Genomic DNA, 13075 nt, shown 5'->3' on the forward strand with positions numbered 1-13075 from the left:
CCCACGTTACCGTCGGGATCATTTAGAAGTTTTCCGTTCAGTCTCGACAAATAATTCAAAATGGATAGATAAGGCACTGGAGAAATGTATCCAAGAAAACTTGTATAGCGCGAATGATTTTAAAGACGTTGTACTTTGTGAAGGTAGCACACATAAATGGAGATAGTTATCGGATGAAAAACATACAGTATTTGTATTAAGCAAAAAAAGTTCAATTATACTTGACGGTTACATCATTCATAAAGTGAAATATTAGGGCACTTCTACGACGACACTCCAAAGATTAAACAACTATTTATAGAATGAAGATATATTTGTCAATAAAAATCTTAAGGTGTCTCTACATGGGGCTGGAATCTATTCCAGTCATCACCAAGAAATATCGAGCTGCATCTTTCTATGATCAGGTAGAGATACAGGAAAATATATTAGAACAATACAACGGCTATTCATTTCATCTCAGTTTAAGCTTTTATATCTTTAAATCGTAAATTATCAGAATAGTATAGAATAGTTTCAAACACAGCATTTTTAAAATCCCAATGATTTTTGAATTTCTTGTGTTGCATAGATCATAATATATTTCCATTCTTTACTTTAATTTTTAATGGATCATTAAATTTACTATATAAACCTTTATTTAAAATATCTTTAATTTTTCATTATTATATGGTCATTCAACTATATTTAAGCTTAATATATTTATACAGAGGAATACTTAGTACATAAATCAAAGATTCTATTTTTGTTTTTATAAAATAAGAATTTCTTAATGGAAATTTTTTATCAACTATATTGATATAAAAATTTCCGTCATATTTACCAAATGTACAAGTATTTATATAAAGTCTTGCCAAATAATCTTTCAATATCCTTTTATTCGATTCAGAAATATCTCGTTTATTATATTCTTCCTCTAATTCTTTGCAAGTATTTAGTACATCCGCAATATGTTTTTTTCTATTTTCCATTTGAGTAATAGAATTATTGCGAATAACATAATGATAAAATGGAATGCTTATATACCCCACTCTTTTGGCTACTAACAAAACTTTCGGTGTCCAGTTTTCATCTTCATGTAATATACCTTCTTTAAAATATAAAACGTTTTCCTTTATTAGATTTGTACGATACATCCTTGTCCAAACAGCTACAGAAAATCTTTTTTTTTTATACAATCAACAAGATATTCTTCCCCTGTAATTATCTTATTTTCTAAAGTCCCACCGCAAAGCTTTGTTCTACTAAATATGGGCTCTGAATCATTTAATATAGTTCTATAAGTATCACCACATACAATATCCAATCTATGTTCTTTAGCATATAAAATCATTTTTTCTATAGCATCTAATTCAATAAAATCATCGCTGTCAACGAAAAGTATATATTCTCCTTTTGCAGCATCTATACCATGATTTCTCGCATCAGATAAACCACCATTTTCTTTATGAATTACACTTATTCTTTGATATTTTAGAGAATATTCATCGCATATTATTCCACAGTTATCTGGCGATCCATCTTCTATTAAAATAATCTCCATATTCTCGTAGGTTTGATTTACTAAACTATCCACACATCTGTTTAGATAATCTTCAACTTTATAAACCGGCACTATTACAGACACATCAATTTGTTTCTTGATATTCATAAATATTAATCACCTCTTTAAAAATCTTTCAATAACTCTTTTGTAAAAAAAACCAAATTTTATTAATATAAATAAAATAGGAGTTGATATATTTATATTTTTTGCAAGAGTTTTGTAAGGTTGATTAATTAATCTTCCTCTGTACCCGTATGCCATAATTGCACGCCATTTTACTTTTAGAATTATTTTATATTTAAGAAGCTCATTAATATAAAGAGTGTAGCCAATAAAATTACTACAGAAAAGTTCATCTCTTTTCTTAGTTAACCCATCTTCTCTATATTCACAAATATAATTAATTTTATTAAAATACCTAATTAGATAACCTTCATTTGCTATTCTATTCCACACGATATCCTCCGTCATTAAATTTTCTCCATTAATTTCGGGAAACTTATATTTTTTTAAAACACTGGTTTTAACAACTTCAGACTTATCACCGAGAATGTTATACTTCTGTCTATCTAGAGCTGAACAATCTAAGTAATATCCTTTAAAAGTCTTTCCTACCATGTCATTTTGATTGTATCCTTTAAGACCTGATACCCCAGCAAAGTTTTGCTTCGTTTCTGAAATCGATTTAATCCAAATATAAATTAAGTCAATACTATCCTTTGTTAAATAATCATCAGAATCCACTATAAAGAAATATTCCCCAACAGCCATATCTAAACCGATATTTATTGCACGATGTTTGCCACCATTCAAAACCTTTGTATACTTTATATTAAAACCTTTTTCATTTTTTAATATCTCTTCAAAATACTCCTTTGTATCATCAGATGATCCATCATCCACCACTACCCATTCAAATAAATAACATGTTTGGCTTATTAATGACTCATACAACTTTTCTATTGTATGTCTCCTGTTATAACAAGGTGTAAAAACAGTAACCTTTATCATCTCTGTGGACTCCTTAAAAATATCCAAATATTAAACCGTAAATTTGGTTTAAATACATCCCAATTGACAAAATCAAGATAAATATTATATGTATTATTTTGATTTTTTGAGATATAAACTTACTATGAAAAGTATTAAAGAATAGTGGCATGCACATTAAAGCGATAAAAAAAATATTGCGCTGAAAAAATACACTTTGGAAAATGGAACCTATCGTAAAATATAAAAGTAATTCCATATAGTTATAGTATTTAATATTCTTCATGTAATTTTTTTGATCTCTTCTCTTTAACATCCAAAACATTATCAAGATTAATAAAAGTATAGCGAGCCTTGCGATTGTAAGCCTTAAACTAATTGTTCTATCTTCTTCAATATATGATATTAGCAAGTTAGCTGTAGTGTTGGTAAAACCGAAACCAATATTTTGTAGTATTTTCGCTAATTCAAGATAAAAGAAAGTCCATGACAATAAGAGAAACCTAACTAAGTAACGAAACTTTCTAATATTTAAAAATCCTATTGCTAAAAACATACTAGATGATGTATGTATTAATATAGGAACAAAAAGCAACATTTTATTTATTAGTTTCTTTTTAAAAAAAAATTCATTTAATAACGCATAAGCCAAAACCGTAATTGCAAAATAATACCGTATACCAGATATTGATTCAATTAATGGAAAGAAAGCAAAATAAAAAAAAATAAACAATTTAGTATAGTAACTTTCAATCTTATACGTTTTAATATATTTATATAAAAGAAAAAAGAACAGACTATAACGAATTATTGTGATTAGAAAAGGTAACAATTCATTGTAATTTGTTCTAGCAACCATACTAAATAAAAATGATGTGATTATTTCATTCGAGTAATAAAAGGAAGTTCCATAAGATCGCATCAAATTAAGGATTTCATAATGCCTATATAAATCTGTATATAGTGTTGGTTCATAATTAAAAGCAAAAATAGAAAATGAAATGATGGTAATAAATATACTTACCTTAAAGTTACTTTTATTATTTTTCACCCGGAATACTAAACTAACAAGAATCCAAAAAAAGGCGATAAAAATCCAACTAATTGCAAAATAATTTAGTATATACATGATATCCTTAAGCACTCTAATTTCCTCTTTTAATTATTTTTTAAGCTTTTTTATATAAGTTATTCCAAATAGATTTCGAATCCTCACCTTGATTTTACCAGGAAAATTTAGCCATGAACCAATATAGTGGTGAATGCAATATGAATTTTCAGTAATTTTATTGTTCTTTTGTTTCATACTATCTCCATAATCACTTGGACTGAAAAAGTCTTTGGGGTATATATATAAATCTTCTTTTAACTTTTGGTACTTATTCTCTAAATTCAATCCATACTGATCTATTGTTGTTCTTGTAATATGAGTTACATTAGGGCTTAAGTCAAAACTACCATCACTATGAATAAAAGATCTATTGTTATAATATTGTAATAGTTCTCTCGTCCATGGATGACCCTTTTGTGCGCCAATTATTGCGGTAGAAATATACGCAGTACTTTCAAAACCACAAAAAGCACTATGTTCTAGAAATTTATCAATTGGTTTAAGAATCTCCACATCAGTATCTAAGTAAACTCCTCCAAAATTATATAAAACATATATTCTTATATAATCGGATACAAATGCCCATTTTTTATTTTCGTATGCTTCTTTAACATATAAATTAGAATTAATATTAAAGTTTTCTTCATTCCACTCAATTATTTCATAATCTATTAAATTTTCTTTCCAACTTTTTATACAATTCAATATTAATTCCGATTTTTGTCCTTTACCCATCCATACATAATGAATTTTTTTAGGAATCATTGTTTACTCCTTAGTATTCTCAAATAGAAAAATTTTCTCATCTTATTTGTTAACAAAACACGTGTTACGAAGCAAATGATGATGTTGAATAAATATTCAAATACATTTATCAAATCACTTTTTAACATATAACCAAACAAATCTTTTTGGGTGGCAAAATATTTCCATCCTCCTCTTCTCAAATAGGTTTCATTATTAATTCTCATTTTTACTAATGGCTCATTAATATTTTTGAAAATAAAACCATGCTGAACCATCCTTATCCACAAATAATAATCTTCATTTAACAACCAATGTTGATAATTTCCTGCTTTAAGCACATCGGATTTTTTTAACATAACGCTTGGGTGAGACATCGGATTTCTATATTTAATCTGCTTCCTAATTTCCCTATTTTCAATTTTCACTTTTCTATAACTAACTGGATTACTTGGGTAATCAATAAACTCTTCTATTACTGTTCCAACTACACTTATTTTTTTATCTTTATTAAATAAATCAAGTTGTCTTTCACATCTATTTTTATCAGCAATATCATCTGTGTCCATACGAGCAATTAGTTCATTCCTGCAGTTAGATAACCCAATATTTAAAGCTTTCCCTAATCCCACATTTTCATCTAACGAAATAACCTTAATAATGTCATTATCTTTAAACTCATCTATCATTATCTCAAGTTGATCAGTTAATGGGCCATCTTTTATTAAAACAATTTCATCTGGTATAATACTTTGCTGTAACATACTTGATATACTTTCTCTTAGATACTCGGGTTTTTCTTTATAGTAAACAGACATTAAAACGGAGTATTTTAAACTAACCATAATGGTATCTTTGCTCTCCCGTTAATTATTTCCATACTTTCCCCTACAATAAATTATTAAAGTTTACATGGGAACTTTATAACTATAATTAGATACCCTAAAAGCCGATTCTATTAATTTATACGCTTGAGCAATCTGTATTATTCTACGCAATATCAATTGAACCTAAAAAAGTTAATAATAGACTTTTTTGTCTTAGTAATATCATTTTTATTTATTGTGAGTTGTCAGAGCGCTCCCAGTTATCCACGGTTTACGGTTTTTCAAATTTTCTTTTAGATAGTCTCGTAGATAAACTCCATTCCTTTGTCCATAAAAAATTGCGATGCATTTTTGCATTTACAGTATTTGTAGAAAAGATTATTATTCTAGTGTTTTCAAATTCAAAAGAAGGTGATTCTATTCGATAATCACGAAATTTCAAATTTCGAGCTATTAGATATTCAGATAAGCTATCTATAGTACTAGAACTTTCTAATAACCCATGTAAGGAAACCACGATACTTTTTTTCAATCTAATTAATTCATCCAATGTGAACATAATAGTTCTTTTCAGATCTACTTTCTTTACAATAAAATCCATATAATCGGCATCACTGTGACCTATAAAATGGAATACATAAGTAGATCGCTTTTTTTTAACCTGAAATGGAAAAAACGCTATAATTCGGTTATGTTCCTTAACCGCATATATCTCTACTTTTTCTTGAAGTTCTTTTAATCTCCACCAATTACTAATAAAAACGTATTCAATAAATGGATTATCATTTTTATTCTCTTCCAAAATAGCATTCCATTCTTTCTTGAATACTTCTAAATGCTTAAGTGTTTTAATCTGGATAAGCTCCAAACCATTCCCCTTTCTAATTTGGTTACTTTTGATGTGTGTAATACTGAATGGTTTCTTTCAAACCTTCAGCAAAACTATAAGCTGGGGCCCACTCAAGTGATGCAATTGCTTTATCATTAGAGAGAACACTCCGCTCAATCTCTCCTTCTCTAAGTGATTCATAAACTGGTTCTACCTTCATACCCGTTAATTTAGCTATCTCTTTATATAATTTATGAATAGAGATTTCTATACCGGAACTAATATTACATACCCCTGTGAAATCAGACTGTATAGATTGTACACACGCCGCAGCTACATCCTTAACATAGATAAAATCTCTTGTTTGATTGCCATCATAAATAACTGGATTTTCTCCTTGTATTAATCGATGGATAAGATTTGTAATAACTCCATTTGGCTGCTTCGCGCCAAAAACATTAGAAAATCGTAATATACTGCTTTTTACTTCAAATAGTTTCTCGTAAAGCTGAGCATATTTTTCAGCAGTTAGTTTAGAAAGAGCATAAAAAGAGAGTGGAGAAAGTTTACTGTCTTCAAATACTGGAAATATAGTTGGATTACCATAGACTGCCGCTGTGGAAGCTATCACGCATTTTTTCACTTCATATTGTCTTGCATATCGTAAAATATTCAAAGTACCGAATAAATTTGCTTGGCAATCTTCTACCGGATTACTCATCGATTCGATAACTGATGATTGTGCAGCCAAATGAATGACATAGTCTGGTTGTTCCATTTGAAAAACCGCCTCAATATCCTCTTGCGTAATATCTATTTCATAGAAGATAACGTTTTCTGGTAGATTACTTAACTTTCCAGTAGATAAATTATCTACTGCTATAACGGAAATTTGTTGTTCTAATAATGCTTGTACGACGTAAGAACCGATAAAACCAGCTGCTCCTGTCACCATTACCTTCAATGGATATCCTCCGATTCAATTAAATTTCGATACCTATAAATCATTTTTGCTTACATTATCTAAATACCAATGAATTGTCTCTACAATACCTTCTTCAAAAGAGTAAGAAGGGAACCAGCTCAATTCTTTACTTATTTTAGAATTATCTACAGCATACCTCCTATCATGTCCAAGACGGTCTTGTACAAATTCAATTAAACTCTCACTCTTATTTAAAGCATTTAGAATTAGTTTAACGATTTCAATATTTTCTTTTTCATTGTTTCCACCGACGTTGGACACTTCCCCAATACTTCCATTATGGAGGACGGTTTCTATAGCTGAGCAGTGGTCTTCCACATGCAACCAATCCCTAACCTGTTTACCATCCCCGTATACCGGTAGGGGGATATCATTTATTGCATGATGGATCATTAGTGGTATTAACTTTTCAGAATGTTGGTACGGACCATAATTATTGGAACATCTTGTCGTAACTACTGGTAGCTTAAATGTTTCATAATAAGCTCTAACCATCATGTCTGCAGAAGCTTTAGATGCAGAATAAGGACTATTTGGAGAGAGGTTTGTCTCTTCTGTAAAATATCCATCTTTCCCTAAAGTACCGTATACTTCATCCGTAGAAATGTGAACAAATTTAACATTTTCTTTATATTCGGTGCAATACTTGTCTGTTTGATCGACCTTCCAATACTGTTTTGCTGTATCCAACAAAGCTTGCGTTCCTAAAACATTTGTATTCAAAAAGATTTCGGGATCATCAATGCTTTTGTCCACATGGGATTCAGCTGCAAAATGGGTAACGATTTGAATATCGTATTGATGAAAGAGTTTATTTAATAGTTCTCGATCTCGAATATCTCCTTTAATAAAACGATATTTTTCTGAGTGTTCAATACCGTTTAAATTTTGGACACTTCCAGCATATGTCAATAGATCTAGATTAACTATGGTATAATTGTATTTTGATAACATATATCGAATAAAATTTGATCCGATAAATCCTGCTCCACCTGTAACTAAAATATTCATCATAATCTCCTTTATCCTCTCTTGGAATTCGCAACATCAACCAAATACTTGCCGTAATTTGTCTTCATTAACGGTACAGCCAGTTGTAGTAATTGTTGCCTAGATATATAATTCCTACGAAATGCAATTTCCTCAATACACGAAACGTATAATCCTTGGCGATTTTGAATAGCTTCCACAAAATTGGATGCTTTAAGTAGTGACTCATGAGTACCTGTATCGAGCCACGCTAAGCCCCTCCCCATAATTTTCACTTTCAATTCTCCTTTACGAAGATATTCGTCAATTACAGAAGTAATTTCTACTTCCCCTCTATCAGAAGGTTTTACTTTTTTTGCGATTTTCGTAACTTCATTATCAAAAAAATATAAACCAGGTATTGCATAGGAAGACTTTGGATCACTTGGTTTTTCTTCAATGGAAATTGCATTTTTCTTCTCGTCCACTTCTACAACGCCATATGCTCTTGGGTCTTTCACGAAACAACCAAAAATCATTGCACCTTTTGATAAGTTCGCTGCTTCCTGCACTGTGTTACCAAAATCTGAACCATAGAAGATATTGTCTCCTAACACTAAAGCAACCGAAGATTCAGCTATAAATTCCTCTCCGATTAGAAAAGCTTCAGCCAAACCCCTAGGACTTTCCTGAATAGCATATTGCAATTTCATGCCAAGCTTACTTCCATCTCCTAATAATTCTTCAAAACTTTCAATATCTCTATTAGTTGATATGATTAATATTTCTCTAATTCCTGCAAGCATTAATACTGATAGTGGGTAATAAATCATTGGTTTATCATAAATTGGTAGCATTTGCTTTGAAATTGCTTTTGTGAGTGGATATAACCTTGTACCTAATCCTCCTGCTAAAATTATTCCTTTCATATAAAGTTCCGAATCACTTTACAGATTTTCTCCACTGACTCTATTTCTAAATCTCCATAGAATGGCATAACCAATACTTGTGTAACTGCTTTTGTGCTTGCGGAAGATTTTCTTTTCGAGCAGATTCCAAATGCTCGTACCATTGAAAATCACTACATAGAGGATAGAAATACTTACGTGTAAACACGTTATACTTTTTTAGTTCCTCATGTAGCCAATCTCGTGATTTGCCGTATATTTCTTCATCTATTTGGATGACTAAATACTGATAGCTGCTATTATCCAATTCTAATTTCGTCAGCACGTTTATCCCGGGTGTGCTTGCCATATTCTGTTCGTATGCTCGTTTAATTTCATGTCTTTTCCTACATTCCGTTTCAACCAATTTCAACACTTCTATACCGATTACGGATTGAACTTCATTCAGCTTTGCATTTAGTCCAGACAATACAACCTCTTCTGGGTTTGCTATTCCAAAATTTTTAAGCAAGTTTAATTTCTCTACTAAACTTTCATCTTTGAAAGCTAATGCCCCGCCTTCTACCGTATTAAAAAGTTTAGTGGCATGAAAACTAAACATCGTCATATCTCCAAACTTTCCGATTGGCTGATTGTTAATGGTAGTTCCAAAAGTATGAGCACCGTCATAAATTACTTTCAATTTATATTTATTTGCTATTAATTGAATTTGATCCACATCACATGGATTTCCGAATGTGTGAACTCCTAAAATAGCAGAAGTTTTATCTGTGATGAGTGATTCGATTTTTGCGGCATTTAGAGTAAGTGTAGTGGGATCTATATCACAAAATACAGGGGTTAAGTTATTCCAGTCGAGCGCCTGAACCGTTGCAGGGAAAGTAAATGGAGTCGTAATGACTTCGCCTGTAAGATTTAAAGCTTTTATTCCTAAAAGTATTGCGGATGTTCCATTATTAAATAAGGATAAATTTTAGACTTGTAAGTACTTTTTTAATTGTTCCTCTAACCTAAATTGCTGTGGACTATTATTCGTGAGCCATTTACTTTCCCATACTTCAGGCAATCCGTTATAGACATTTTGAAGATTTGGAAGCAGTGGTCTTGTTATATAAATAGGTTCTTTAAACATAATTTCGATGATTAATAGCCTCCTCCAGATGATAATTTATCTATTTATCACTTTATTACTCGTAATATTGGTAATAGTAATGATCCTTCTCAAGTTTATAGTTGTTAAGAATTGTCCCGATTATGTTTGCCTTCGAAGCTTGGAGTACTTCTTTAGCTTTTACCAGGTTCCTTTTCTCCGCTTTACCTGAACTAATGACAAGTATAGTACCATCACATTTATTTGAAAGAATCTGTGCATCCGAAACGGAAAGAACTGGAGGAGCATCGAAAATAATCATGTCATATTTCTCTCTTATTTCTTTCACAAAAATATCCATTAAACTCGTTCCAAGAATTTCTGCAGGATTGGATGGTATTGGTCCACATGTAATTAGATCTAGTCCATTTAATCCAGATTCTTTTACTATCTGTTCAAAATTCCAACGACTCGTTAGTAAGTTGGTCAATCCTGGAGAGATTGATTTGTGAAATGTATAATGCATTGTCGGCTTTCTTAGATCTGCATCAATGAGTAACACCTTTTTTCCTTCTTGCGCGAAAACAATTGCAACGTTTGCTGCGATTGTGGACTTACCTTCTCCTATGGATGAAGAAGTAAAGAGAAGCGTTTTGAGTTCCCTATCTGGCATGGAGAAATTGATATTTGTCCGAACTGTTCGAAACTGTTCTGAAATAATTGATTTGGGATTAGCGATTGTCACAAGCTTTCGTACAGCTACTTGTTTCATTTTCTTTCTCTTTTTTTTAAACACGCTTGGATCCCCTCTTTCTATTGGTGCTAGTCAATTCTTTTGTTCTTTCCTATTTTTTTATAAGAAATCGGACTAATGAGTCCTAGAAGAGGTAATCCTAGCAGTTCTTCAATATCCTCTTCTGTTTTAACTGCCGTGTCTAAAAACTCTAAGAGAAATGTTATCCCGATACCAAGCATTAATCCAATGACTGCTGCTATTGCAAGATTAAGGATAGGTTTAGGTTTAATAGGAGATATATTCTTTGTGAAAACTGCTTGTGAGAGAATATTGACGTTATCCACATTCATCAGTGTTCGTATTTCTTCTTGAAACACTACGGCCGTCATATTCGCGATATCAATTGCTTTTTGCAACTCTGGATCTTCAACTCTAACGTTAATAACTTGTGAGTTTTGCTCACTATTAACAGTTATTTTGGTATTAAGTAAAGCCGGTGTTGAATTTAAATTCAATTTATCGATTACCTTTGAAAGTATAACTGGGCTTTTTATTATGACATTATATGTGTTGATTAATTGAAGATTTGTTTCAATGTCTTGACTGTTAAACTTATTTTGAATAAATTCCTTCTGATTTATGAGAATTTGTGTTGAAGCTTGATAAATCGGTGTCAGAAAGAAGTAGCTAGTTGTTCCTGCAATTGTTAATGCTATGAAGAGTGTACTAAAAATGAGGACAATCCGTTTCTTAACTATCTTAAAAATTTCATGTAAACTAATTGTTTCCTCCATAATAGTTTCCCCCTAGCGCTCGTCCATTATAATAGTTCAACTTTTCATTCATAAATGACGGCTTTTTTTGAAACCGACTGGTGGCAAAGGTAGAAACTCTGTACCAAATAGGACGTGTTTTGCATTTTCACTAAAGTAAGTCACATGACTTTCAGAAAATTTTTTCTCTACATATTGGTATGCTTTTTTTAACAAAAATGGTCTTTTTACATAATGATGTGCATCAGAGGAAATAAAATGCACTAAATTGTGTTTGATTAATTTCTTGGTGTACATTTTTAAACTTCTCCCATTTGCTCCAATTAAACTCGAAGCTGTAATTTGGATAAGAGCTCCTTTATTTACAAACTCATATAGCAATTGTTTGTTTCTTCTTAGTTCAGAATTTCTTTCTGGATGTGCAATAATTGGAATGTATCCTTTCAGTTGGATCTGATAAAAGGATTCTAAAGTTTGAGCAGGAATATGGTTGTAAGGTAATTCTATTAATATATATTTGCCACTGTTTGCCAAGGTTAATAAATTATTATCTAAATCTTCAAGAATATTCGGAGTTAAATGGATTTCTTGCCCAGGAAGAATTTTCACAGGAATATTTTTGTTGGATAGCTCTCTAAATATACTTGCTACTGCTTCTTTCACTACTATAGAAGAGTTCATATATTTTCCATTCAAATGATGCGGAGTAGCAATTATATGTGTTACCCCATTTGCAACTGCATTTGCAGCTAGTAATATTGCTTCCTCCATGGACTGTGCTCCGTCATCTAGTCCTGGTAAAATGTGATTATGGATATCTACAAGCACTTCTACTACTCCTTTTGAAAAATTATTAAAATATATAACTTGTCCATGTAGCCCATCCTCAATGGGCCCCCTTTCCTGTAATAACGATTAGAATAGTTCTTATTACAATCTTTATATCTAGCAAAAATGAACAATGATGCACATAATACAAATCATGCACTACTTTTTCTCCATGAGTAATTTGAGATCTACCATGAACTTGGGCATATCCCGTAATTCCTGGCTTGACGAGAAGTCGTTTCTTTTGTTCGTTAGAGTAGCAATTTGTTATTTCTACCATTTCAGGTCGAGGTCCTATAAAACTCATATCCCCTTTAAGTACATTCCATAATTGAGGAATTTCATCTATGCTGAACTTCCTATATATTTTTCCTAAGGTTGTAATGTTTAAATGATCCGGTTTAGCAAATGAAAAGTCCTTTGGTACTTCATCTAGCCATTCATATTGATGACTGCTTGATTCCTCTGATTCTGTATCCATTGTTCGAAATTTCCAAATGGTAAAAGAAGCATTGTTTATACCAGCTCTTGCTTGTTTAAATAAGATAGGTCTTCCAGAAAACAGGAGCAGAATAATAGAAAAAAGAAATAGTAGTGGAGTACAAACAATCAGCAACAACATGCTCCCTAAGATATCCAGGCATCTTTTTCCAATACGTTGATACAAGTAATGGTTAGTTTGCTGAAACATCATGTTTTTAATATTTACCAAAGCACAGTCTCCTTTATTATTCATAAA

16 protein-coding genes are annotated in these 13075 nt (G+C 31.3%); 1 reads left to right on the plus strand and 15 read right to left on the minus strand.

All coding sequences use genetic code 11. The annotated features are described in order from the left end of the window. Positions 1-344: 344 nt before the first annotated feature. Complete coding sequence (locus tag PB01_RS21080; protein ID WP_192797360.1) at positions 345-491, plus strand: hypothetical protein; 147 nt, start codon at positions 345-347, stop codon at positions 489-491. A gap of 186 nt (positions 492-677) precedes the next feature. On the opposite strand, the gene PB01_RS13965 is transcribed toward PB01_RS21080, so the two are convergent. The 15 genes from PB01_RS13965 to PB01_RS14035 all read right to left on the minus strand — a co-directional run bounded on the left by PB01_RS13965 (position 678) and on the right by PB01_RS14035 (position 13048). Further along, positions 678-1178, minus strand: a complete 501-nt coding sequence (locus tag PB01_RS13965) for a glycosyltransferase family protein (RefSeq protein ID WP_151700762.1) — start codon at positions 1176-1178, stop codon at positions 678-680. Further along, on the minus strand, positions 1151-1651 hold the full coding sequence (locus tag PB01_RS13970; protein ID WP_151700763.1) for a glycosyltransferase family 2 protein: 501 nt from the start codon (positions 1649-1651) through the stop codon (positions 1151-1153). Before PB01_RS13970 ends, PB01_RS13965 begins: the two co-directional genes overlap by 28 nt. Positions 1652-1660: 9 nt before the next feature. Further along, complete coding sequence (locus tag PB01_RS13975) at positions 1661-2557, minus strand: glycosyltransferase family 2 protein (protein ID WP_151700764.1); 897 nt, start codon at positions 2555-2557, stop codon at positions 1661-1663. A gap of 13 nt (positions 2558-2570) precedes the next feature. Beyond that, the gene (locus PB01_RS13980) at positions 2571-3680 is read right to left on the minus strand and encodes an EpsG family protein (protein ID WP_151700765.1); all 1110 of its coding nucleotides are present in this window, start codon (positions 3678-3680) and stop codon (positions 2571-2573) included. An 18-nt stretch (positions 3681-3698) separates the two neighbouring features. Next, entirely contained in the window at positions 3699-4412 is a 714-nt protein-coding gene (locus PB01_RS13985; RefSeq protein WP_151700766.1) for a glycosyltransferase family 32 protein, read from the minus strand. After that, positions 4409-5236 carry a glycosyltransferase gene (locus PB01_RS13990; RefSeq protein WP_151700767.1) on the minus strand — a complete coding sequence of 276 codons (828 nt, stop codon included), beginning with the start codon at positions 5234-5236 and terminating at the stop codon, positions 4409-4411. Before PB01_RS13990 ends, PB01_RS13985 begins: the two co-directional genes overlap by 4 nt. A gap of 253 nt (positions 5237-5489) precedes the next feature. Continuing rightward, the gene (locus PB01_RS13995; RefSeq protein WP_151700768.1) at positions 5490-6086 is read right to left on the minus strand and encodes a GNAT family N-acetyltransferase; all 597 of its coding nucleotides are present in this window, start codon (positions 6084-6086) and stop codon (positions 5490-5492) included. Between the two features lie 22 nt (positions 6087-6108). Continuing rightward, entirely contained in the window at positions 6109-7002 is an 894-nt protein-coding gene (locus PB01_RS14000) for an NAD-dependent epimerase/dehydratase family protein (RefSeq protein ID WP_225986272.1), read from the minus strand. A gap of 42 nt (positions 7003-7044) precedes the next feature. Next, positions 7045-8043: a dTDP-glucose 4,6-dehydratase gene (rfbB, locus tag PB01_RS14005; RefSeq protein ID WP_225986273.1), complete on the minus strand. Its 999-nt coding sequence runs from the start codon at positions 8041-8043 to the stop codon at positions 7045-7047. A gap of 11 nt (positions 8044-8054) precedes the next feature. Continuing rightward, positions 8055-8930 (minus strand): glucose-1-phosphate thymidylyltransferase RfbA, encoded by an 876-nt coding sequence (rfbA, locus tag PB01_RS14010; protein WP_151700771.1) that lies wholly within the window; start codon positions 8928-8930, stop codon positions 8055-8057. Positions 8931-8976: 46 nt separating this feature from the next. Continuing rightward, a complete protein-coding gene (locus tag PB01_RS14015) occupies positions 8977-9849 on the minus strand; it encodes a DegT/DnrJ/EryC1/StrS family aminotransferase (RefSeq protein ID WP_225986274.1) in 873 nt (290 codons plus the stop codon). Positions 9850-10096: 247 nt separating this feature from the next. Beyond that, positions 10097-10795, minus strand: a complete 699-nt coding sequence (locus PB01_RS14020) for a CpsD/CapB family tyrosine-protein kinase (RefSeq protein WP_151700772.1) — start codon at positions 10793-10795, stop codon at positions 10097-10099. 26 nt (positions 10796-10821) lie between these two features. Beyond that, positions 10822-11529 carry a YveK family protein gene (locus PB01_RS14025; RefSeq protein ID WP_151700773.1) on the minus strand — a complete coding sequence of 236 codons (708 nt, stop codon included), beginning with the start codon at positions 11527-11529 and terminating at the stop codon, positions 10822-10824. Between the two features lie 48 nt (positions 11530-11577). Beyond that, complete coding sequence (locus tag PB01_RS14030; RefSeq protein ID WP_151700774.1) at positions 11578-12336, minus strand: tyrosine-protein phosphatase; 759 nt, start codon at positions 12334-12336, stop codon at positions 11578-11580. A gap of 58 nt (positions 12337-12394) precedes the next feature. Beyond that, entirely contained in the window at positions 12395-13048 is a 654-nt protein-coding gene (locus PB01_RS14035) for a sugar transferase (protein ID WP_225986036.1), read from the minus strand. Positions 13049-13075 lie beyond the last annotated feature (27 nt).

The organism is Psychrobacillus glaciei (genome assembly GCF_008973485.1).
Taxonomy (GTDB): Bacteria; Bacillota; Bacilli; order Bacillales_A; family Planococcaceae; genus Psychrobacillus; species Psychrobacillus glaciei.